Source organism: Rahnella aceris (assembly GCF_011684115.1).
Classification (GTDB): Bacteria; Pseudomonadota; Gammaproteobacteria; order Enterobacterales; family Enterobacteriaceae; genus Rahnella; species Rahnella aceris.
On the sequence record NZ_JAADJV010000001.1, the window covers coordinates 1,557,661 to 1,581,583 of the forward strand.

Sequence of the window (23,923 nt, forward strand, 5' to 3'; positions counted from 1 at the left end):
TTCCAGCCACATTACGGAGTGTTTTTCATGAGGCGCCTGCGTGTGATTATTTTGCAGACCTGACATGTACTAACTTGTATGTACAACCTAGCAAGCAGGATGCCAACTTCTCTGTGCGGGTGAAAAGCCACGGATTACGGCGGATGGGATGTGCCGGGGGGTAAAAAGTGAACGGAAGATGCGGTTTTTTTGCACCAGAAACAAACACCCCGCCCCATTGCGGTGCGGAATGTTTTACTTTCTGGCTACAGGCTGTTTACGACTTTCGCTCAGACAACTGACTCAGCCACTGACTGCGATATTCAGAAGGCGAACGGGCGGTGCTTTTGCGGAAAACCCGGCAGAAATAGTTGCTGTCAACGAAGCCGCTGCTGGTCGCCACTTCTTTGATTTTCAGTTCATAACCTTTAAGCAACAGTTTTGCCTTTTCCAGGCGGACGTGATTCAGATACTCGCTGAAGCCGATATCTCCGGATTTACGAAACAAATGAGACAGATAATTCGGCGTGATATGGAAACGCTTTGCCACGTTTTCGCGCGTCAGCGGCAGTGAGGCATTCTCTTCAATATACTTTTTGATTACCTCAAACAACGCCCCGCTGCGGGTAAGGATCTTCGCCCTGTTAGCGAGCTGTTCCTGACAATGACTTAACAGCCCCGCCACCACGCAGCGCGCGGTTTGCTGGTCGTCAGGACTGGAGACAATTTCATTCATCGCCTGCAACAGAAACGAGCCTACACGCGGGCCAAGGCGGGAAACACTTTGTTTATCCGTGCCGGTAAATGTCACGCCATCCCAAAACTGTAAACTGAACCCCAGTTTTTCTTTGCTGAACAGAACACTCAGCACAATCGCGGGCTTGTCCCACACCATCAGATTCCATTTTCCCCCCGGAATATACAGCGCATCGCCCTGCCTGAGCAGCCCTTTGCCTGCGGCAATGCTGCGATCGCGGACTTCGCCTTCAACGACAAATTCAATACGGGGAAAACTGACCACGGAGGCCAGTTCAGGCGGCGGCTGGGAATTATCAGGAAACCTGACAGCAAACACATCACTGCCGGACACCGATCGGAACAGTGTTTCTATCACGTCTTGCAGCATGGCAGTCTCTCAGAGGTTTTCTCTTCATCATAACATACACGTAACACATACGCGGTGATGCGGCCAGCCACACTGTGACCGCCCTCTGATGTCCGTCATAAAGGCCGGTAAAAATGCCATGAAAAAGCCTGACCGGCAGGCCAGGCCTGGGGAAAACAGAAATTCAGAGCACGTCGAGCAACCATTTCTGCGCAGGCGTCAGGCGGCTTGCCGTTTCCGGCTTCAGCCATTTACGCTGATCCTGCTGCTGTGCATCCGCGCGGTCGATATACAAACTGTGCAGCACGCGGCGACGGGTGCCGATGCGGTTATTGGTGCCGCCGTGCCAGGCGTGAGCGTTGTAAATCATCACGCTGCCCGCCGGTGCTTCGAACACCACTTCATCAGGATGCGGTAATTCAACATCCGCCAGCACATCCTCCGGCAATTCCGGGCGGTGATGGGTGCCGGGAATAATGCGCGGTGCGCCGTTGGCGGCACTCAAATCATCAATCGCCACGATGGCATTGACCAGATGGACTTTCGGAAAATCCGGACGCGGCTTTTTCCAGTCAGCATGCAGCGGCTGATGGCCGCCCCGGTGCAGCGCTTCGCGTCCGTTGAGGCTCGAAACCTTAAACGCGCCACCAAAAATATGATGACAGACGGACAGGATCAACGGATGCGACCACACTTTTTCCCACACGGTACCTTTGTTGATCATGTTGGCGATACGGGTCGCGGTGGCTTCCTGATGGTGTTCGACGGCGAGATTATCGCCCTCTTTGTCCACCAGCATGTCAAACGCCGCGCGCATCTCTTCCAGCCAGTCTTTGTCGATAACATTATGAATAACAAGGTATCCGCGCGTCTCCAGCTCGTCAGCCTGCGCCGGAGTTAATGGTTGTGTTGCGCCCAGCGCTGCAAGATATTGCTCAGATGAATGATTCATTTTCCGCCCCTTCAGTTAACGTTTGCGTAACATAAAAGTACGGCAGTTTTTATAGGAAAAAACGATGCAAATCCTACAAAACACTGGATTTATGTGTGATCGCCCAAAAAGTGTGACACAGGTCTGCTCACCTCTGCGGTGCTTATCTCAGGCCGATACCAGCAGTTGTGCCTTTAGCCTTTCCTGTAAAAAATCGAGAAATACCCGGGTGACTTCGCTGCGCTGACGGTGCTGCGGATAAATGGCATGCAGGCTGAGTGAGCCGGGATGAAATGCATCCAGAACGCGAACCAGTGCGCCATATTGCAGCGCCGGTCCGACGATAAATTCCGGCAGTAATACCAGCCCGAGTCCGGCGACGGCCGCATCGCGCAGCACTTCGCCGTTATTGCTGACAATTGGCCCGCGCACATCAAACAGACGACGTTTGCCCTCCAGCTCCAGCTCCCAGCCGGTCTGCCCTTCGCGCCCGTAACGCAGGCAATGATGGTTGAGCAAATCCTCCGGCGTTTCCGGCGTCCCCTTACGCTGAAGATATTCCGGGCTGCAGCAGATCACCCGCTTCAGTTCGCCAAGCCGCCGCGCCACCAGCGAGGAATCCGCCAGATTACCAATGCGCAGCGCGATATCGAAACCTTCACCCACCAGATCCACATAGCGATCGACCAGTTCTACCTGAAACTGAATCGCCGGATGCTGACCTAAAAACTCGGCAATCAGCGGCGAAAGGTGGCTGATACCAAACGACATCGGAATGCTGATGCGGTACGTTCCCTGAAGCGCCTGCCGCCTGGGCGAAACCGCCCGTTCGGCCTCTTCGATATCATCGAGGATGCGCTGTGCATGTTGCGCGAACAACTGGCCGGACTCGGTCACCGACAGTTTGCGGGTATTGCGGTTGAGCAGCCGCGCATGTAAGCCAGCCTCCAGCGACGCCATGCGGCGACTGACGTATTGTTTAGAAAGCATCAGTTGTTCAGCCGCCGTGGTAAAACTCCCCGCTTTTACCACAGCAATAAAAATACGAAGATCTTCTGTCTGCATCTTATCCGCACCCTTTATTCTCACGCCATTTATTGTCAACTAAAACGTGACAGTGATAGTCAAACAACCGCATTGTTGAGCAAATTAGTTTACGTGTATTCTCTGTTCATCGGAAGGGCAAACGCGCTTCCCCCCTGACAAACTGAGGAGCACATCATGATTGAACAACGTCTCTCTGAACAACGCGGATTGGGTGACCACGGCTGGTTGCATTCACGTCACACCTTCTCCTTCGCCAGTTACTGGGATCCAAAACAGGTCGGCTTCTCAGACCTGCTGGTCATCAACGATGATCAGGTTGCACCGGGTCGCGGCTTTGGGGCGCATCCGCACAGCAACATGGAAATCATCTCTTATGTGCTGGAAGGCGCGCTGGAGCATAAAGATTCAATGGGTACCGGTTCTGTGATTGTCCCCGGTGACGTGCAGCTCATGAGCGCCGGTTCCGGTGTGACGCACAGTGAGTTCAACCACTCCGGTGACGAAAAGGTGCATTTCCTGCAAATCTGGATCGTGCCATCTGAAAATGGGACCAAACCGGGTTACCAGCAGGTCTCTGTGCCTGAAGCGGAAAAACGCGGCCAGTTCCGCCTGATTATCTCGCCAACAGGTGACAACGGCTCACTGAGCGTGCGTCAGGACATGAAGATTTACGCGGGCTTCTTCGACGGTGCGGAACAGGCCACGTTCGACCTTGACCCTGACCGTTATGCCTATGTCCACGTGGCACGCGGCAGCATCAAAGTGAACGGCATTGAATTCAGAACCGGTGACGGTGCACGTATCCGTCAGGAAGATAAACTCACCTTCACGGACGGCGACCAGGCAGAAGTCTTGCTGTTTGATTTGCGTCCGGTGGAAGTCAATCATCCGACCCGCTGATTGTCCGGCACGCTAATTGAAAGTGTTTAAGCAGGCGTATTACCGGTTTTTCGGCAATGCGCCTGCCCTTTTATTATCTTCGTCCTCACGGACAAAAAAACCTGCTGTAATCCTCTTTTACAGAGGGTTTTCTCTGGAAAGCATCTCCCATCTATGTCGTTATCCAGTTGGTTTATAACCCTTCCTTACGTTATATTCGCCTCGTCGCGTCAAAAATACGCGGCTAGGTTTCGCAGCCTGAATACCACATCGGAAATACATATGTAATAATTATGTATTTGCCTCCGTACACCTGTCAGATACAGATGCTTGTAATTTGTACATCCTATGGTGACTCAGGCAAGGCAGCCTCCGGGCTGGCCGGCTTCCGATGTGACCGGTACTGCGAACCTTGTCTGAGCCACCACCAAACGAGTTTCGCAGCTCCGGTGGTGGTTAACTATCACATCGGAGAATACCTATGAAACTGCCCCATAGTCCGACTTTCCTGCCGTTTCCTACGTCGTACATCCAGCAGCATGAGGGAGAAATCCTGATTAATCAGGACTGGCACCCCGCTGACATCATTGCTGCACTGCGCAAAAAAGGCACCACCTTGTCTGCGGTTTCACGCGCTGCGGGTTTATGTTCAACCACATTAGCCAATGCGCTTACCCGCCCCTGGCCAAAGGGGGAATTGCTGATAAGCCAGGCTATCGGCGTGCCGCCTTCGATTATCTGGCCAAGCCGGTATTTCGATAAGCGCACAATGCAATTTGTTGAACGTCCGTTGCGCACGCCCGGTAAGAAACCCCCGTCAGACGAATAGCATAAACATCTCCGGGCGTTGTAAAGACGCCCTTTTTCTTCCTCTCCCTGCTAACTCCCTGAATTCGGCACATCGCAGCCGTGGCTAACGTCAGGCTCGGGCAGGCTGTTATGGCTTTCCACCAGCCCCCCCCCTGTCGGATCAACCACCATGCCACACAAACGCAATCCTGCGGTCTGACGGTCAATAACCCGGTAAACAAACTGCACATCATCTGGTTTATGACTGTGCCATGCAGGCGTTTGAAAAATAGCCATCTTCTAAAACTGTTCTGCTTGCACATCCGGTGCTGGCGGCCAATATTACTGAACGGGATCTTGACCACTGGTGAGATCCGGCTCATTACACCGGCCGCGCCGCGCAAAAAGTTGATGAGGTCATCCGCTTTGCCGTGCAGTCCGGTCATCTGACTTCTTCTGAGGGATCCGGGTTATGACACAACATTTCAGGCGGCTGACGCTGGATGATAAACACGATTATCTGGCGCTGATGCTGGACGCTTATGCGCCAATCAAAGCACTCGGGATTCAGTTTGATGCTGCCACCGCCGATCTGGCAAGCGTGACACAACATCTCAACGATCATGCAGTGTTTGCGCTCTTTGATGACCAGCGGATGGTGGCTTCGGTCACCCTGCGCTTCCCGTGGGGTGCAATGCCGGGACTCATAGGCCTGCCGCATATTGGCTGGTTAGGCACGCATCCGGATTACGCCGGTCAGCGTCTCGGCAAAAAGCTGCTGGACTGGCTGGAAGACAACATTCTGATCCGCGAACTGAAAGCCCCGGCTTACTCGCTTGGCACCGCCACCAGCCATCCGTGGCTGCGTGACATGTACCTGAAACTGGGTTTTCAGCCGGTCTTCGAAAGAGACATCGGCAAAGGACACACCACGCTGTACATGAAAAAAGTTCTCGATGAAAAAAGCCACACCCGCTGGCTGGAACGTCAGGAAAATTTGTTATGAGCCTCACCGCCATGCTGACGAAACGGATTGTCAGCGCGGTTTATAACCTCGTCCGGCGGTATTAGTGAAAGAGCCCGGGGGATCTTGGGGGGCGGCGGCAGGCCGCCCCCCAAGTCGGTGTGGGCCGACGCCCACGGTTTTGACTTTGAAGTTAACGCCCGTATGGGCGGCCACCCCATCCCCTATTCCATCTCCCGCAACTGCATAGCAACTATTGTTGTTTTACATCGTTTGTTCCTGACTTTAATAATCGTTGTTAACGATGTGTTGCGAACAACAGGAACTGGATATGAGCCACGTGATCCGCCTTGCTCAGGAGTCTGAAGCAGCGGCGCTGCACAGCCTTTTGCAAAAGGCTTACGCGCCGCTGCTGGAACATAACATTCATTTCACCATCACCCGCGCCAGCGTTGAAGACGTGCGGGATGTTATCCGCAATGAAACCACCTATGTGCTGGAAAACGACGGCGTACTGACGGCGACGCTGACCACCCGTTTTTTGTGGACACCGGCAAAAAATCATCTTGCACCGTGGCCGTTTGTGCACTGGTTTGCGGTGGCAGAACATGCCAAAGGCCAGGGATTTGGCAATGAAATTATCCGCTACGTGGAAGAGACGTTTTTGCGTGACACGCTGAAATCACCGGCGGTGTATCTGGCAACGGCGGTGAAACATCCGTGGCTGACCGGGTTATATCAGCGACGGGGTTATGAGCCATTTCATACCGCGACCAACCCGCTGGGTGTCGAACTGGTCTATCTGCGCAAAATTCTCAACCAGCAGGCATTCGAAGCACAGGAGCAGGCGCCACTGGTGCGCTCCATCGCTGAATTACGCACGCTGGTTTAACGGCGGCTGAATAATATATTCTTAAGGATGAAACAATGAGTCAGAAAAAACAAATACGCCTGGGTGCCATTATTCAGGGCGCATCCGGAAATATGTCTGCATGGCGTCATCCGGATGCGGTTGCTGATGCCAGTATTAATATTCAGTTCTGCCAGCAATTAGCGCAACGAGCTGAACAGGCTAAATTTGATTTCTTATTTGTCGCCGACGGACTTTATATTACTGAGAAATCTATTCCGCATTTCCTCAACCGTTTTGAACCGATTACCCTGCTTTCTGCCCTGTCGCTGGTCACCCGCAAAATCGGACTGGTCGCCACCTTATCCACCTCCTACAGCGAGCCGTTTACCGTCGCGCGTCAGTTCGCCAGCCTCGATCATCTGAGCGGTGGCCGGGCGGGCTGGAACGTGGTGACCTCGCCGCTGGAAGGCTCGGCGAAAAACTTCTCCCGCGATAAGCACCCGGAACATGACGAGCGTTACCGCATCGCCAGTGAATACGTCAGCGTGGTGAAAGGGCTGTGGGATTCCTGGGAAGAAGATGCATTTGTGCGCAACAAAGCCACCGGTCAGTTCTTTGTGCCGGAGAAACTGCACACACTCAATCATCACGGCAAATACTACTCGGTGCAGGGGCCGCTGAACGTCGGACGCTCCCCGCAGGGCCGTCCGATCGTCTTTCAGGCCGGGGCGTCGGAACAGGGCAAAGCCTTTGCTGCCGAAGCCGCTGACGCCATTTACACCCGTCAGGAAACCCCCGAACTGGCCCGCGCATTTCGTCTCGATGTACAGCGTCAGCTGGTGGAAAACGGCCGTGCCGCCGAAGACATCCGCGTCTTTCAGGGCATCAGCGTGATTATCGGTGAGTCGCCTGCCGATGCTGAACGTCGATATCAGGAAACCGCCCAACTGGTGACGCTGGAAAGCGCGCTGGATTATCTTGGCCGCTACTTTGAGCATCACAATTTTGCGCAATACGACCCGGATGCACCATTCCCGGACATCGGCGATTTGGGGCAAAACAGCTTCCGCAGCACCACAGATGAGATCAAACGCAACGCCCGCGAACGCGGATTAACCCTGCGTCAGGCCGCACTGGAAGCCGCGACACCACGACCGACCTTCTCCGGTACCGCCGAAGATGTCGCCGACGGTCTGGAACACTGGTTTACCTCAGGTGCGGCCGACGGTTTTATCGTCCGGGGCGGCACCCCGACGGCGTTTGATGATTTCACCGACCGTGTGATCCCAATTTTGCAGGCGCGGGGATTGTACCGGACGGACTATGAGGCACAGACCCTGCGGGGGAATCTGGGGTTAAGTGAGCCGGAGAATCAGTTTGTTTCTGTGCGGGAGTACGCATGATAACGGTCAGCGGATTGAATAAATCATTTAACCAGTTCCCTGCTCTGTCGGATATTAATTTCACTGTAAAAAAAGGGGAAGTGGTATCGATTATTGGCCCTTCGGGTTCCGGGAAATCCACCCTGTTACGTTCGCTGAATTTGCTGGTCAGGCCGGATTCCGGCCTGATGCAGATTGGTGATAAACACATTAATGCTGCAACCCTTACCCGCAAACAAACGGGCGATTTTCGCCGCCAGACATCCATGGTTTTTCAGCACTACAATTTGTTTAAAAATAAAACCGCACTGGAAAATATCACTGAGATCTTACGTTTTACCCAAAAACTGAATAAAGCGCAGGCGCGGGAACGGGGTCAGGAATTGCTGGCGCAGGTGGGGCTGGCGCACAAATCGGCAGCCTATCCCGGCACTCTTTCCGGTGGACAGCAGCAGCGCGTCGGTATCGCCCGCGCAATGGCCGTTGATCCGCAGGTGATTTTATTTGATGAGCCCACGTCTTCTCTGGATCCCGAAATGCGCCGTGAAGTGCTGAACCTGATTGAAGGGCTGGCCGGTCGCGACTTAACCATGATGATCGTCACGCATGAAATGGGGTTCGCCCGCAATGTTTCTGACCGGATATTTTTCATGGAGCACGGTCATATTATCGAACAAGGCGAACCGGCAAAAATATTCCAGACCGTTTCCGGAAACCGCACCCGTTCTTTTTTACATGATTTTACCTGATGGCCGTAAACGGAATTTTTCACAATGAATTTTGATTTCCCTTATATGCTCGGCGTTATTCCGCAGATCCTCGTCTATCTTCCCGTGACTTTGCTGATTTCATTTCTTTCCATTCTACTGGCAACCGTTCTGGGCATTATTTTCGCCTTATTACTCAGGGCCGGTAAAATACCCGCGGCTTTCGCGCATCTTTATATTTCATTCTTTCGTGGTACGCCGGTACTGGTACAGTTATTGATTATTTATTTTGGTCTGCCGCAAATTATCCCTTCGATGAATTCACTGAGTGCCATGAATGCGGTGATCCTCGGTTTAAGCTTAAACACGTCTGCCTATCTGGCGGAAATCTTCCGTGCCGCTATCGACTCCGTCGATAAAGGGCAACTGGAAGCCTCTCTGGCCTCCGGGCTGAGCATGTTTAAAGCCTCCAGCCGTATCCTGTTTCCGCAAGCCTGCCGCAATGCGATTCCGGCTACCGGCAACGTCTATATCGGCCTGATCAAGAACTCCTCACTGGCGTTCACCTTAGGCGTGAGCGAACTGCTGGCTGCAGGAAAAATGGTGGCCACAGAGTCGCTGAAATTCTTCGAAGCGTATTTCGCTGTGGCGCTGGTCTACTGGGCGCTGACCATCATTTTCAGTGAGTTACAACGTCGCCTCGAAAAACATCTCGGCAAACCCTATGCCGGTTAAACAGGAAATTTTCATATGCGATTGTTAACACTGTCTATTTTATCCCTTCCCCTTTTACTGACTGCCTGCGATAAACCCGCCGTCAAAGCGGATGATCAACCCGTTCTGCGGGTGGGCGCGACACCGGACGGTTATCCGCACTATTTTAAAGAGGGCGACACCATCAAAGGATTCAGCACGGATATTCTCAACGCCGTCGCCGGCAAGATCCACTACAAAGTTGAATGGGTAACCTCCGACTGGGTGGGCGTTCTTGGCTCTCTGGAAACCGGCAAAGTGGATACCGTGGGCAATTTTGCTGACACGCCGGAGCGGCGCAAGAAATATGATTATTCAGCGCCCTACTATTACTCTGCGGCGCAACTGGCAGTCAGTAAAAACAACACCACTATTCACGGTTTACAGGACATGAAAGGGAAAACGGTCGCCGCCGATCTCGGTTCGAACTATGGCAAAGTCCTGAAAGAATTTGACCCGAAAAACGAAATCAGGTTGGTGACCTTTGAGGGTATGGATGTGGTGGTTAACAGCGTGGCGCAGGGAAAAGTCGATGCGTATGTTTCCGGCCAGGTGATCCTGCTCGGGCAAATCAAGCGTAAAAATCTGCCGCTGAAAGTCGTCGGAGAACCCTTTGGCCTGAAACAGGTCGCCCTGCCATTCAGAAAAGATGCGCGCGGAGAAGCGCTGAAACAAAAAGTGGATGTCGCACTCGGTGAATTACGGGCAGACGGCACATTGAAGAAGATTTCCGAAAAATGGTTTGACCGGGATCTGAGTGTGGATACGGAATTAACCTCGGTCAGCAAAAGACAATAAACGCATTTTTACCGTGGCTTTCCGCTCCAAAACCCCGCCCGAAACAGGCGGGGTTTTGGATTCCAGTCCGGAATGTGCGTATTATCGATTAATAATCACCACTTATGCATTTGATGTAAACAATATCTGTGATACATGAAAACAAGTAAATAATTGAAATTATAGGGAATTGTGATGAGCTCGATTATACCCACATTGCCAGCAGACAGTTTCGAGATTATAACCTTTGGGGTTGGCCATGGTGATTGTCATCTGGTAGAGCTTCACCATCATGGTAAAGTCGCCTTTCGCCTGTTATATGACGGTGGTGTCTCTTTGCCTCAAGCTTTAACCGATCACCTGAATGACCATAAAAAAGAAGACGGAAGTGAGGATCTTGATGTGGTTGTTCTAAGCCACATTGATCACGACCATCAGGGGGGATTTCACTCACTGCTAAAAAAAACAGACATTACTATCGGCGAACTCTGGCTGCCCTGTTTACCGGCTTTTGAAAGGCTTAGCTGGTTATTTGCACCAAGAGTGCAAGACGCTGTTTCCAAAGCAAAAGGCCTTGAGAATGAAGCTAATACAAGAAAGATCCCTGTTATCTATCCTCTTGAAGGCTATAAACATCGTTTTCAAACCAATGGCAATGTGACGGTTTCCGTTATTTCACCTGCACGGAAAATGATAAAACGTCTTTATAGCGCCCCCTATTCAGAACTTGAAACATTACTGGCTCATGAATCACTGCCCCATGAATGGCTTATACGGGGTGAATCATGGCAAGAGGAGGAGCAATTTTCCGAGGCGGCAAATGTATTCGACACCATGAATGCGCTCTCACGAGATAATTTTTCTCCGGTGAGTAATCAGGATAACAATCTGCGTAATCAAAACAACATAGGTCAAAGAATAAAGAAATATCGTGATAATACTTCTGAACCTAATTTTTTTGGTAATTCCGTTTTAAACGATACCTCGCTGGTTATTGTTATTGATGCATTACTGGACGGTAGTCAACGCAGACGCATCGTTTTAACCGGGGATCAGGAAAACTGGTCCTGGATTTGCTCAGAATATCCTGCTGGTCTTGGAGTTGATGTGCTTAAAGCACCGCACCACGGAGGAAGAGTTTATCTTTCGGATAATAAACCTAAAGACAGGGATGATTTAGATCAGTTTTATATCTGGATGCGTCCAAGAATTGCCGTAGTAAGTGCAAAAGGCACGCATAATTTACCGCGTCAAGACTTTCGTGAAGCATTAAGAGCAGTGGGAACAACACTGGCTTGTCCTAATACAAGAACCAAAGAGTTTATTTTCAATGATATAAGCAATCCGCTAAAAAAATCATGCTTTGAACATTTTGCGTGTAACAGTCAAGATCAAACAAAGGCGCTGCGTGTGCGCATGACAGCATTGCAGGAAGATGTTAATACCGCGGCCTGCTTACAAGGAAACTGCCATAGAGGAGCCGCACCGATCGTTGTATTGCAGCAAAAGATCATTGAACCAGATGAATCTTTTGTTCGCTGGACTCAAACTGAAGTGCGAAAAAATGCGGAATGGTTAGAAAAACTCTTAATGAATGACCGCAAAAATCATCTCAAAGATTGGCCGGAAAGCGAACGACTGGACCACGATGTTGAAGCCGTAAAGTGGTCAGCAATACACAATCAGGCCGAAGCAGAACAACGTACAGCGTTTGCATTCGACCCTTCATACGTACTGAAGTATGCTGCTGTGCACGGTATAATATGGGGCTCCGAAGATTTGAAATATGGAAGCACCTGTGATTTAGTTGCAGCAATATCTGATACAGAATATAAAAACTTGCTCAATAAGGTTAAAGAATATTCTGGTTTTTTATTAAAAATTTCAATGCCAGATTCACGCAGCCTGCATGTCATAGACAATATTGAAATTCTGGAAAGTGCAGAATTTTCTGTTTTAATGGAATTCTGGTCAGCGTGGGCCTACATTCCCTATGAAATATTCATCCGGCATGTCAAACCCAGGTTATTACGTGATATTGCAAAGCATTATTCAGCCAGTATCGTGAACAACATGGATCCCCATTTTCCGATCTCAACTAACGCTAAAAATTCTTATGCCACGTTATATCTTTACAATAATAAAGCAGTTAGCCCTGACTTCTATGAAAAAAATAGCTGGTACAGATTAGATGAAAAACTTACGGGCTATATAAGCGCTCATGCATTTATGGCGCAAATGGAACAAAGCAAAGGAAGTGTGCTTCCAATACTAAACTACTCACATAGAGGTTACACACCAGATTTAAGCTCATTAGAACGATTTGTTAAAAATTTCCGCGACTTATTTGCAGACGAGGAGGAAGAAAAAAGTAATTACCCCAAAGACTTTGAAACTGCGCCTTGGTTGAAGTTATGGGGTAAGGATATAAAAAAACAGAGCTGATTTTTATTGTACTCATTTTGGATAACCGGAGGTTATTTACGGCTCCCGGTTATCCATATCCTTATCCTTCACTTACAACTGTTTAATCGTTCACGCTGTTTTGTTTTTTCTTACTACCCTCCCCGCCAGATACGCCAGCGTCACACACAGCAGGTAATACATCAGTCCGACCAGCAGGAAGATTTCTGCCGGGTAAATTTGCACCCGGTTGTTCACCTGTCCGGCCACCGTGGTGAGTTCCGGCACGTTGACGATAAACGCCAGCGACGTGTCTTTCACCAGTGAGATCAGCAGTCCGAGATAGGACGGCAGCAGATTCGGCCACGCCTGCGGTAACAGCACGAACAACAACACTTTGCCGTAGCTCATGCCTGACGCGATCCCCGCTTCGGTTTGCCCGCGCGGCAAGGCTTCCAGACCCGCCAGCGTCGAATGCATCACCGCCGCCGAGGTAAACCAGGCCAGTGCCAGAATCACCGTCAGCGGACCGGGGATCGATCCGCCAAACACCACCGGCAGCAGGAAATACAGCCAAAAAATCACGAAAATCAGCGGGATCCCACGGATAAACAACGCCCAGATAAACAGAATTTTTCGCGTCCAGCCGCCGAAACGCCACGCCAGTGCCGCCATCAAAACCCCGGCCAGTAACGCCAGAACGCCCGCCGATGCCGCCATAATTAATGTGAGCAACACCCCGCCCGGCTCACCGTCAGCCAGTCTTCCCCACAGCAGATAAGTGAAATTATCCTGCAAAACAGACCAGTCAAATTCCATCGCGGGTTTCCTCCGTCATTGCCGCCTGCGGCCTGCGCTGCGGACGTTTCGGACCAAACGCCGTCATCAGCCCGCCGAGGATCAGCCCGAGCGCCAGATACAGCAATGTCCCGACCGCAAACCCTTCGAAGGCGTGTGCGTTATAGCTTTCAATCTGACTGACCTGATACGTCAGTTCCGAAAAACCGATGCCGGTCGCCAGCGAGGAAAGCTTCATCAGATTCAGATACTGGCCGGTGACTGGCTGCCACGCATTGGTCAGCGCCTGCGGCAAAAGAATGGAAAGCAGCAATGTCTTGCGGCTAAACCCCTGCGAAATCGCCGCTTCAGTCTGGCCTTTGGGCACGGAATTCAGACCCGCCTGCACTTCTTCCACCAGAAACGCCGCCGTGAACAGCGCCAGCCCCCAGGCCGCACACAAAAATTCCGGCGTCAGCCAGGCAATGTTGCCCGGAAACGTCGCCCACGGATGATTGTCGCCAATGTAAAAACGCCAGCTTTGCGGCAGCGCGCCATACGCCGCGAAATACCAGAACAGCAGTTGCACCAGCAGCGGCGTGTTACGGAAAACAGAGACGAACGCCGCCACCGCGCCGCGTGCAATACGCGAGGTACTCAGGCGCAGCGCAATCAGCAGCACAGTCAGTAACGTAGCGATCAGACTGCCCGCCAGGCTGACATACAGCGTGGTGAGAAAGCCGGAGATAATCCATTGCAAAGGCTGGCCGCTCAGCACGCCCGCCCAGTCAGGATGCCAGATCATCGCTCTGCTCCTGCCTGCGGATGCAGCGGAAACAATACTTTCTGCAAAAACCGCTGCGCGCGCGGATGTTGCGGACGCAGGAAGAAATCTTCCGGCTGCGCCTGTTCGAGAATTTCGCCGCCATCCATGAAAATCACCCGGTCGGCGATTTCACGGGCAAAACTCATTTCGTGCGTCACCACAATCATGGTGATGCCACTTTTCGCCAGCTCCTGCATCACCAGCAGCACTTCGCCGATCATTTCCGGATCGAGCGCTGAAGTCGGTTCATCAAATAAAATAATGTTCGGATCGGTGACCAGCGCCCGGGCAATTGCCACGCGCTGTTGCTGACCGCCGGATAGCTGCTCGGGATAATGCCGCGCTTTATCCCCCAGCCCGACACGCGTCAGCAGCGCCCGCGCCTTTTCCCGCGCTTCACTTTTCTTCCAGCCATGCACTTTGATCAGCGCCAGACTGACGTTGTCTTCGGCGGTGAGATGGGCATACAGATTGAACTGCTGAAACACGAAACCGATATGCGTGCGTAACTGGCGTAATGCCGCGCCTTTGAGGTTTCGCGTCGGCAGATTGTCGATCAGGATCTCGCCGCCTGAGGCGGATTCAAGCTGATTAATCAGGCGGATCAGGGTGGATTTTCCGGAGCCGGAAGGCCCGCAAACGGCCACCACTTCGCCGCTGTCCACACGCAAATCGATGTTGCGGATCACCTCATGCGGACCAAAAGATTTACTGACCTGACGAAATTCGACGGCAGCGGTTTTACCGGCGGATGAATGTGAAAAAACCGCAGACGTTGCTGCGGTTGAGTAAGTGTCTTGCGGCATGTGCCTTACCTTGCATAAAACAGATTATTTGGCTTCGATTTTGAACAGACGCGGCTGAGGAGATTTGGTCTGCGGGCCGAACCAGACGTTATAAATGCTGACCGCCTGGCCGTTTTTCTCCAGATTCAGCAGCTCGTCGTTGACCACTTTCAGCAGGCTGGTTTCGCCTTTTTTCACGCCAACGCCAATCTCTTCCTTGCTCAGCAATTCAGGCAACACTTTGTATTTCGCCTTGTCCGGCGCGCCATCCAGCAAACCGGCCAGAATGGTGCTGTCCTGGGTAATCGCCTGCACGTTGCCGTTACGTAAAGCGGAAAGCGCCAGCGGAATATCGTCATAAGACAGCACGCGCGATTGCGGGAAGCGATTATGCAACTCCTGCTCACCGGTGGTGCCTTTCACCGCACCAATGCGCGCCGTGGCATACGCATCGAGCTTATCCGGCGATCCGGCGGGCACCAGGAACTGCTGGCCGGTGACGAAATAAGGCACGGAGAAGTCGATTACTTTCGCGCGTTCCGGCGTGATGGTGATATCAGCCACAATCAGATCCGCCTTGCCGGACTGCAACAACGGAATACGGTTGGCCGGATTGGTCGGTACCAGTTGCAATTTCACACCCAGCGTTTTCGCCAGCGCTTTGGCGAAATCGACGTCATAGCCGACAATATCGTGCGTTTTCGCATCCACAGACCCAAACGGCGGATTGGAATCGAAAGTCGCAACTTTCACAACACCGGCTTTTTTGATATCCGCCAGTTGGTCCGCATGGGCGGCAAAGGTGGAAAGCGTGCTGAGTGCCAGAACCAGCCCGGCAGCAATTTTGCTTGTTGTCATTTGACGTTGATTAAACTGAATAACGGTCATCGTTTTTCCTTATGAATAGTCTGCAGAGGGCTTGCGCCCCAAATTTACAAAGCAGGAGATTTAATTTTTTTTCTTTTGTGAGTCAGAGAATTGCATAGGGAATGAGGTCGATGCCACTAACAAAAAAGGATATAGATGGATCAATTAAGCATAAGCTTTTCCGATGATCGTGCGGGGGAGTTGTGCGTGCTGCCGATTCAGAAAGCTTGCTGAACGGAGCGGCCTGGAGACCAAAGGCTCCAGGACCGGGAGAAGGCACCGCGCAGCGGCAAGATTTCCAGCCTGTCACTGCGGTAACTGAAGCATAGCCAGCCAGCGTTAGCGCGCAGTTAAAAAAACGCAGGACTGCAAAGAGGTTCGGTTAAAACCCTTTGGGCCGGTGTGGGTGGCAACCCACGGTCTTGACGTTGCCCCTCTCCCCGGTACATCCCCACCACCTCACCGACAATCAGCAGCGCAGGCGTTTGCACCTGTCCGGTAAGGATCATGTCTGCCAGTGTTTCCAGCCTGCCGGTCAGCACCCGCTGTTCCGGCCGGGTGCCGCGCTCAATGACTGCCACCGGGGTCGTCCCCGGTAAGCCATGCGCCATCAGCTGGTGGCTGATGGTTTCGCTGTTGGCAATGCCCATATAAAACACCAGCGTCTGACGCGCTTCGGCCAGCGCCCGCCAGTCAACATCCGGCTCCCCCTGTGCCCCGTGACCTGTCACAAACCGCACTGACTGCGCCAGACTGCGGTGGGTCAGCGGAATACCCGTGGATGCCGCACACCCCATCGCCGCTGTGATGCCGGGCACGATGTGGCACATTACGCCGTGCTGCTGGCAATGTGCCATCTCCTCGCCGCCGCGACCGAACACAAACGGATCCCCCCCTTTGAGGCGCACCACGCGATGCCCGGCCAGCGCCAGACTGACCAGCAACTGATTAATTTCTTCCTGTCCCAGCGTGTGATTGCGCGTCGATTTACCGGCATCAATGCGCAGCGCCTCGTCCGGGATCAGCGCCATCACCGGCTCAGACACCAGCCGGTCAAACACCACCACATCCGCCTGCTGGATCACGCGCAGCGCTTTCAGGGTCAGCAGCTCGACATCCCCCGGCCCCGCGCCGACCAGCCAGACTTCACCGCGACACACCGGATTACGCCGGTTGGCACCCGCCAGAATTTGCGCGATCTGCTGCATCTGTAATGTTCTTTCGGGAATGTTGTTCATTGGCTGTCTCCCGCCGTCAGCGTGGCGAGCTGACCGGCAATGATTTTTTTGAGTTCAGGAATGCATGAGCCGCAATTTGTGCCGCATTTGAGTTTTTCGCCAAGCTGTTGCACGCTGTGACATCCCTGGTGGACGGCTTCAGTGATCGGGATTTCCCCCACGGAATAACAGCTACAAATGATGGCACCGGCGGGCGCTTTATCACGGTCTGCACGGCCTGCCAGCAACGCCAGACGCTGTTGCGCCGTGTGCGGCGGTGTGGTGAATGCCGCCAGCACCGCCTGCCGGTCGGGTGACGGCGGCCTGCGGCGGGCATAGAACGCCAGTTGTAACGCGCCGTCAGACCAGGCCAGCAGGCTGAAACCGTCATCGCCCAGTTGCGCGGTCTGGCAGAGCAGGTTGTCCGTGGCGTAAGATTCCTTCAGCCACGCCATCCAGTCTGCCGGTAGCGAAGAGTCGGCCAGCGTAAAGTGGGTCACACCCGGCTGGGTGATCAGGCTCCAGTAAGTGGTCACCGGTGGCGTAATATTTTCACCACGCACAAACAGTTCGGCCTGCCACGCGGCAGGCCAGCGGCTCAGGCTGACCGGCATATGTTTGCTTTCCGGCTGTCCCGACAGCGGATCAACATGCGCTTCAATCAGTGCATCGACCCGCGCCTGCTGGCTGAACCGGCTGTTCCAGTGCATCGGCACAAACACGCTGCCGCGCGGTTGCAGATTGTCGGGTTGGGCGCGCAGCAACAACCAGCCGTGCGAGGAGGCAACGCGTACCAGATCACCGGGCTGGATCTGCGGCCCGTCATCGGGATGAAACTGACAAAACGGCTCGCTGATGTGCTGCATCAGACGCGCTGACTTACCGGTGCGCGTCATCGTGTGCCACTGGTCGCGGACCCTGCCGGTATTCATGATCAGCGGATACGCCGCATTCGGCGAATTTACCGGCAGCCTTGGCGTGATGGCGATCAGTTTCGCTTTGCCGTCAGGGTGAAAGAACCGGTTATCCGTAAACAGCCGCGCCGTGCCCTGCGGATTGGCGGCATTCACCGGCCACTGCACAGGCTGCAGGGTGTCCCACTCCTCATCCGAAAGCTGCGCCAGCCCGCTGATATCAAACGCCCGCGAACCGTGATTTTCAAAACCGGAAAGCGCAGCATGTTCGCGGAAAATCTCTGCCGGATGTTGATACGAAAATGCCTCTGCAAACCCTAAACGCTGCGCGACCTGACTGAGGATCCACCAGTCCGGTTTCGCCTCACCCGGTGCAGGCAGAAACGCCCGCTGGCGTGAAATACAACGTTCAGAATTGGTCACGGTACCGTTTTTCTCGCCCCAGCCCAGCGCGGGCAGGCAGATATGCGCGGCACGGGTGGTATCGGTGTCGCGCATAATGTCGGAGACGATCACCAGCGGGCAGCGCGCCAGTCCGGCCCGTACCCGGTCGGCATCCGGCAGCGACACCAGCGGATTGGTGCCCATGATCCACACCGCTTTTATCCGGCCTTCTTCCACCGCGCGGAACAACTCCACGGCGTTCAGCCCGGCTGATTGTGTGACGTTGTCACTCTGCCAGAACCGCCCCACGCGGCTGATATCTTCCGGCGTAAAGCCCATGTGCGACGCCAGCTGATTCGCCAGTCCGCCGACTTCCCGTCCGCCCATCGCGTTCGGCTGGCCAGTGATTGAAAACGGTCCGCACCCCTCGCGCCCGATATGGCCGGTCGCCAGATGCAGGTTAATAATGGCGTTGCATTTATCCACGCCGGAACCGGACTGATTGATCCCCATCGAATACAGCGTCACCAGCCGCTGGCTGTCGCCCAACATCTGATAAAACGCCAGCAACTGATCCACAGGTAATCCGCAATACGCGGCGGTACGCGCCACTGTCCAGTCCCGCGCCGCCCGCAACGCGTCTTCAGCCCCCTGTGTATGGTGTTGCAGGAAAGCGGTGTCGAGTTTTCCGCTCTCCGCCATCGCGTTCAGCGCACCGCAGAACAGCGCCGCGTCACTGCCGGGGCGTAACGCCAGGTGCAAATCGGCGATATCACAGGTGGCGGTCTGGCGCGGATCGATAACAATAATGCGCATCTCCGGCCGGTCCTTTTTGGCCTGCGCCAGCCGCTGATACACCACCGGATGTGCCCATGCCGTATTCGAACCGGTCAGCAAGACGCAGTCGGCCCGTTCCAGATCCTGATAACTGCACGGCACCGCGTCGGCCCCGAACGCGCGTTTGTAACCCACCACGGCAGAGGCCATGCACAGCCGCGAATTGGTATCCATATTTCCCGCGCCGATAAAGCCTTTCATCAGTTTATTGGCGACATAATAATCTTCAGTCAGCAACTGGCCGGAACCGTAAAACGCCACAGCCTGCGGACCCTGTTCGTCGATCACCGCCTGTAACCGCTGCGCGACCGTATCAAGCGCCCGCGTCCAGCTTACCGGCTGGCGGTCGATTTCCGGCTGTAACAACCGCCCCTGCAACCCCAGCGTTTCTCCCAGCGCGCTGCCTTTTACGCACAGTCGTCCGTGATTAGCCGGATGCGTTTTATCACCACGGGCGCTGAAACCCCCGGTCTGCGGTTCCATGCTGACGCCACATCCCACGCCGCAGTAAGCGCAGGTGGTCAGCGCCGGTGCTGTTGCCGGAGGTCTTTTCATACGCTGACCGTCGCAATGGTTTCGGCGGTTTTCACCCCCGGCTGTTCCTGCACCCAGACACGGCCATTTTCGACTTTCACCGGCCAGACACTCAGCGCCAGTTGCGCGTCGTCCAGGCTGCGCCCGTCGTGTAAACGGAAACGTTGTTTGTACAGCGGCGAAATCACCACCGGCTCGCCTTTCACATCGCCCACCAGCCCGCGTGCCAGCACATTAGCGTCGCTGTCCGGCTCATGGTTACTCAGCGCGAAAACCTGCTGCGGATGCTCCGGCAAATGGAACAGCGCAATCTGCCGGTTAGCCAGCCGCGCCGCCATACCGGCATTGGCCGGAATGGCGCTGAGATCGCACAGCTCCACCCAGCCCTGCACCGCCATCACCGGCTGAGAAACGGCGCTGACGGAAATACCGGCGCGTTCCTGCGACGTCGCGGGGCGAACCTGCTGTCGCTCCGTCACCATCACCACCGCTTCATCCGGCTCGCTGCTGTTGACGAACGGACGGAACAGCGCCAGCCGGTCCGGATCTGCCAGCGTGGTTTGCCATTCGCACTGGTACGTGCCGACCACCGCGTTCATCTCACTTTCCAGTTCTGCGCCGATGTGCAGACTGTCTTCCAGCACCACCTGACGCAGGTAATCCATGCCGCCCTCGAGATTATCCATCCAGGTGCTGGTACGTTGCAGGCGGTCAGCGGTACGGATGTAAAACATAAGAAAGCGGTCTACGGTGCGGATCAGATCTTCCGTGCTCATGTCCTGCGCCAGTAAATCAGCGTGGCGCGGTTTCATGCCGCCGTTGCCGCACACGTACAGGTTCCAGCCCTTTTCGGTGGCAATCACGCCCACGTCTTTGCTTTGTGCTTCGGCGCATTCACGGGTACAACCCGAGACCGCCATTTTGATTTTGTGCGGGGAGCGCAGCCCCTTGTAGCGGTTCTCCAGTTGCAGCGCCAGGCCGGTGGAATCCTGTACACCGTAGCGGCACCAGCTTGAGCCGACACAGGATTTCACCGTGCGCAGCGATTTGCCGTAGGCATGACCGGTTTCAAAACCGGCGTCCACCAGTTGCTGCCAGATTTCCGGCAGTTGTTCGAGGCGGGCGCCGAATAAATCCACCCGTTGCCCGCCGGTAATTTTAGTGTAGAGGTTGTAGCGTTTGGCGACCAGACCGATGGCGATCAGCCCGTCAGGCGTGATTTCACCAGCCGGAATGCGCGGCACCACGGAATAGGTACCGTCTTTTTGAATATTGGCGAAATAACGATCGTTGGTGTCCTGCAACGGCAAATGCTGCGGTTTGAGCAGGTAATCGTTCCAGCAGGACGCCAGAATGGATCCCGCCAGCGGCTTGCAGATTTCACAGCCGCTGCCGTGACCGTGTTTCTGAATCAGTTCGGCAAAGCTGCGGATATTGCCCATGCGCACCAGGTGATAAATTTCCTGACGGGAATAAGCAAAGTGCTCGCAGACGTCTTTTTTCACTTCAACGCCCATTTCGGTGAGTGCGAATTCCATCACCTGTTTGGTCAGCGCTGCACAGCCGCCGCAACCTGTCGCCGCCTTAGTGCAGGCTTTGACCGCCGCCATATCGCCGCAACCGCCCTTCACCGCGTCACAGATATCTGATTTGCTGACGTTATGGCAGGAACAGATTTGCGCACCGTCCGGCAATGCCGCGACGCCCAGCGTTTGTGGCGCTGCACCGGCGCTGGCGGGCAGGATCAGGTTTTCCGGACTGGCGGGCAGCGGCATATCGTTAAGCATCATCTGCAAAAGCGTGCTGTATTCGTTGCTGTCGCCGACCAGCACCGCGCCGAGCAGGCGTTTGCCGTCCTGCGAGACCACGATTTTTTTGTACACTTCCGCCGGACCGTCGACCCAGCTATAACTCTGACTGCCCGGCGTGCGGCCATGCGCATCGCCGACTGAGGCCACTTCTACGCCCAGCAGTTTCAGTTTGGTGCTCATGTCCGCGCCTTTAAACGCCACCTCGCTGCCGGAAAGCGTATCGGCCAGCGTGCGCGCCATCTGGTAGCCGGGGGCGACCAGACCGAAAATCTGCCCGTTCCACAAGGCACATTCACCGATAGCAAAAATGGCCGGATCAGAGGTACGACACTGATCGTTAATCACGATACCGCCACGCGGCCCGACCTCCAGCCCGCACTCTTTTGCCAGCTGATCCCGCGGGCGGATACCGGCGGAGAACAGCACCAGATCAGTCTCGAGATGACCGCCGTCGGCAAACTCCATGCGATAACGACTGGCTTCTCCGGCCACGATAGCGCGGGTTTCTTTGCCGGTATGGACCTGCACATCCAGCGCTTCAATTTTACGGCGCAGCATCGCCGCACCGCCTTCATCAAGCTGAACGCCCATCAGACGTGGCGCGAATTCCACCACATGCGTTTGCAGCCCGAGATGTTTCAGGGCGTTTGCGGCTTCCAGCCCCAGCAAACCGCCCCCCACCACCACACCGGTTTTGCCGGTGGCAGCGCAGGCCTGAATCGCCGCCAGATCGTCCAGCGTGCGGTAAACCAGGCAGCCCGGCGCATCGTTGCCCGGAATTGGCGGGACAAACGGATAAGAACCGGTCGCCAGCACCAGCAAATCGTAAGCCGTCTGCCGCCCCTGATGATCGACCACAAAACGGTGACGGGTATCGATATGACCGATGCTGTGCCCGAGGCGCAGTTCAATGCCGGTCGACGCAAAGAAACCCTCTTCTACGACCGACAGCGACTCCGCACTGCGACCGGAGAAAAACTCGGACAAATGCACCCGGTCGTAGGCCGGTGATTTTTCTTCCGCAAACACAATTACCTGATATTGCAGATGCAGTTCACGCTCGACCAGTTGTTGCAGAAAATGATGACCAACCATGCCGTGTCCGGCCATGACTAATACGGGTTTCGACATTGCAGTGCTCCTCGTTACCTCGGCGGGTAACTGTTCTGATTTAATAGCCGGTTCATCGCCGGGGCTGAATATGCTCAATGGCGTCTGGCAGTTGGCGGGATGGCTGATGCGGGCGAAATATTCCGGTCCGTCGCTGATATCACCCCACAGCAACACGCCGGTGAGCCGGTTATCACGCAGCAACAGGCGGCGGTAATGACCGTCAACCGGGTCAGATACCGTGTGAATTTGTGCGCCGTCGCCGCCGTGCAGTTCACCGGCACAGAACACGTCAATGCCGGTCACTTTCAGGCGCAGCGGCACCCTGTGCATCACCGGAGAGACCACCGGTGCACCGGCCAGACGGGCCGCCAGCGCCTCAGCCTGTTGCCAGCACGGCGCGACCAGACCGGCGGTCAGTTCCCCCTGCTGACAACATTCGCCGATGGCCGAAATAGCCGGGTCGGAGGTTTGCAGCATGTCGCTGACCAGAATGCCGCGATCACAGTCCAGTCCGGCGGACTGCGCCAGGGCAATCTCGGGCCGGACACCGGCGGCTACCACCACGCGTTGCGCGGGAATTTCACGCCCGTCGCTGAGCCTCACCGCCCGTACATTCCCGGCGGGGTCACCGGCATAGGCCACGGTCTGCGCCTGTAAAAGGGTCGTAATGCCGCGCGTGGCGAGGCTGGCGCGAAGCAGTTCTGCACTATGTTCATCGAGCTGGCTGTCCATCAGATGGTTGCCGCGATGCAACAGGCTGACCTGCATACCCCGCAACGCCAGTGCGGCAGCGGCTTCCACGCCTAATACACCGCCGCCCACCACCACGACCGGTTGTCCGGCGTAATCTCCGCTGAGGATGTTTTCCACATCCTGCTGCTGACGGAAACCGTGAATACCGCGCAGTTGTGCGCCCGGCACCGGCAGCATAAAAGGCCGCGAACCGGTGGCGAGCACCAGATGGTGATAGTCAAACATCTGCCCGCCAGCCCGCACCCTGCGGGCAGTGCGGTCAATTTCTGTCGCCGCCGCACCGGCGATAAACGTGACGTTGTGACGTTTGTACCACTGCGCATCATGGGTCACGATGTCATCGAACTGTTTTTCACCGGCGAGCACCGGCGTGAGCAGAATGCGGTTATACGCAGGCTGTTTTTCTTCGCCGATGATCACAATGCGGTAACGCTCCGGCGCACGCTCGCACAGCCGTTCCACCAGCCGCACGCCCGCCATTCCGTTGCCAATCACTATCAAGGTGGGTTTATCCATTGTGCTTATCCCGCCTGCTG

The 23,923-nt window shown here is 54.7% G+C and carries 20 protein-coding genes; 9 read left to right on the plus strand and 11 right to left on the minus strand.

Going from position 1 to position 23,923, the window contains the following annotated elements:
- Positions 1-256 precede the first annotated feature (256 nt).
- The 3 genes from GW591_RS06965 to GW591_RS06975 all read right to left on the minus strand — a co-directional run bounded on the left by GW591_RS06965 (position 257) and on the right by GW591_RS06975 (position 3,080).
- Entirely contained in the window at positions 257-1,105 is an 849-nt protein-coding gene (locus GW591_RS06965) for an AraC family transcriptional regulator (RefSeq protein ID WP_121019282.1), read from the minus strand.
- Between the two features lie 163 nt (positions 1,106-1,268).
- Positions 1,269-2,036 carry a phytanoyl-CoA dioxygenase family protein gene (locus GW591_RS06970; RefSeq protein ID WP_134705665.1) on the minus strand — a complete coding sequence of 256 codons (768 nt, stop codon included), beginning with the start codon at positions 2,034-2,036 and terminating at the stop codon, positions 1,269-1,271.
- Positions 2,037-2,183: 147 nt separating this feature from the next.
- On the minus strand, positions 2,184-3,080 hold the full coding sequence (locus tag GW591_RS06975) for a LysR family transcriptional regulator (protein ID WP_037035706.1): 897 nt from the start codon (positions 3,078-3,080) through the stop codon (positions 2,184-2,186).
- A 156-nt stretch (positions 3,081-3,236) separates the two neighbouring features.
- Between GW591_RS06975 and GW591_RS06980 the strand changes: the two genes are divergently transcribed.
- Complete coding sequence (locus tag GW591_RS06980) at positions 3,237-3,962, plus strand: pirin family protein (RefSeq protein WP_013575680.1); 726 nt, start codon at positions 3,237-3,239, stop codon at positions 3,960-3,962.
- 532 nt (positions 3,963-4,494) lie between these two features.
- A complete protein-coding gene (locus GW591_RS06985; protein WP_223509806.1) occupies positions 4,495-4,770 on the plus strand; it encodes a helix-turn-helix domain-containing protein in 276 nt (91 codons plus the stop codon).
- Between the two features lie 50 nt (positions 4,771-4,820).
- Here GW591_RS06985 and GW591_RS06990 read toward each other — a convergent pair whose 3' ends face one another.
- Complete coding sequence (locus tag GW591_RS06990) at positions 4,821-5,027, minus strand: hypothetical protein (protein ID WP_166860395.1); 207 nt, start codon at positions 5,025-5,027, stop codon at positions 4,821-4,823.
- Between the two features lie 175 nt (positions 5,028-5,202).
- On the opposite strand from GW591_RS06990, the gene GW591_RS06995 reads away from it, so the two are divergent.
- The 7 genes from GW591_RS06995 (at position 5,203) to GW591_RS07025 (ending at position 12,611) form a co-directional block, all read left to right on the plus strand.
- Complete coding sequence (locus tag GW591_RS06995; RefSeq protein WP_112198455.1) at positions 5,203-5,736, plus strand: GNAT family N-acetyltransferase; 534 nt, start codon at positions 5,203-5,205, stop codon at positions 5,734-5,736.
- A gap of 289 nt (positions 5,737-6,025) precedes the next feature.
- Entirely contained in the window at positions 6,026-6,586 is a 561-nt protein-coding gene (locus GW591_RS07000) for a GNAT family N-acetyltransferase (RefSeq protein ID WP_112198456.1), read from the plus strand.
- Positions 6,587-6,621: 35 nt separating this feature from the next.
- Positions 6,622-7,950, plus strand: a complete 1,329-nt coding sequence (locus tag GW591_RS07005; RefSeq protein WP_166860397.1) for an LLM class flavin-dependent oxidoreductase — start codon at positions 6,622-6,624, stop codon at positions 7,948-7,950.
- A complete protein-coding gene (locus GW591_RS07010) occupies positions 7,947-8,678 on the plus strand; it encodes an amino acid ABC transporter ATP-binding protein (protein ID WP_013575685.1) in 732 nt (243 codons plus the stop codon). Before GW591_RS07005 ends, GW591_RS07010 begins: the two co-directional genes overlap by 4 nt.
- Before the next feature lie 24 nt (positions 8,679-8,702).
- Positions 8,703-9,371 carry an amino acid ABC transporter permease gene (locus tag GW591_RS07015; protein WP_013575686.1) on the plus strand — a complete coding sequence of 223 codons (669 nt, stop codon included), beginning with the start codon at positions 8,703-8,705 and terminating at the stop codon, positions 9,369-9,371.
- Positions 9,372-9,386: 15 nt separating this feature from the next.
- Positions 9,387-10,187 (plus strand): amino acid ABC transporter substrate-binding protein, encoded by an 801-nt coding sequence (locus GW591_RS07020; protein ID WP_013575687.1) that lies wholly within the window; start codon positions 9,387-9,389, stop codon positions 10,185-10,187.
- Between the two features lie 174 nt (positions 10,188-10,361).
- The gene (locus GW591_RS07025) at positions 10,362-12,611 is read left to right on the plus strand and encodes an MBL fold metallo-hydrolase (protein ID WP_013575688.1); all 2,250 of its coding nucleotides are present in this window, start codon (positions 10,362-10,364) and stop codon (positions 12,609-12,611) included.
- Positions 12,612-12,701: 90 nt separating this feature from the next.
- Here GW591_RS07025 and GW591_RS07030 read toward each other — a convergent pair whose 3' ends face one another.
- The 7 genes from GW591_RS07030 to nirB all read right to left on the minus strand — a co-directional run bounded on the left by GW591_RS07030 (position 12,702) and on the right by nirB (position 23,903).
- On the minus strand, positions 12,702-13,388 hold the full coding sequence (locus GW591_RS07030; RefSeq protein WP_166860399.1) for an amino acid ABC transporter permease: 687 nt from the start codon (positions 13,386-13,388) through the stop codon (positions 12,702-12,704).
- A complete protein-coding gene (locus GW591_RS07035; protein WP_013575690.1) occupies positions 13,378-14,151 on the minus strand; it encodes an amino acid ABC transporter permease in 774 nt (257 codons plus the stop codon). The genes GW591_RS07030 and GW591_RS07035 overlap by 11 nt, the downstream gene beginning before the upstream one ends.
- Positions 14,148-14,978: an amino acid ABC transporter ATP-binding protein gene (locus GW591_RS07040; protein WP_134705657.1), complete on the minus strand. Its 831-nt coding sequence runs from the start codon at positions 14,976-14,978 to the stop codon at positions 14,148-14,150. The genes GW591_RS07035 and GW591_RS07040 overlap by 4 nt, the downstream gene beginning before the upstream one ends.
- Positions 14,979-15,002: 24 nt before the next feature.
- Positions 15,003-15,815: an ABC transporter substrate-binding protein gene (locus GW591_RS07045; protein WP_371687420.1), complete on the minus strand. Its 813-nt coding sequence runs from the start codon at positions 15,813-15,815 to the stop codon at positions 15,003-15,005.
- 359 nt (positions 15,816-16,174) lie between these two features.
- The gene (cobA, locus tag GW591_RS07050; protein WP_404814845.1) at positions 16,175-17,032 is read right to left on the minus strand and encodes a uroporphyrinogen-III C-methyltransferase; all 858 of its coding nucleotides are present in this window, start codon (positions 17,030-17,032) and stop codon (positions 16,175-16,177) included.
- 26 nt (positions 17,033-17,058) lie between these two features.
- Positions 17,059-19,731, minus strand: coding sequence for a nitrate reductase (locus GW591_RS07055; protein ID WP_166860407.1), 2,673 nt, complete (start codon positions 19,729-19,731; stop codon positions 17,059-17,061).
- The gene (gene nirB, locus GW591_RS07060) at positions 19,728-23,903 is read right to left on the minus strand and encodes a nitrite reductase large subunit NirB (protein WP_166860409.1); all 4,176 of its coding nucleotides are present in this window, start codon (positions 23,901-23,903) and stop codon (positions 19,728-19,730) included. Before nirB ends, GW591_RS07055 begins: the two co-directional genes overlap by 4 nt.
- Positions 23,904-23,923: the final 20 nt, after the last annotated feature.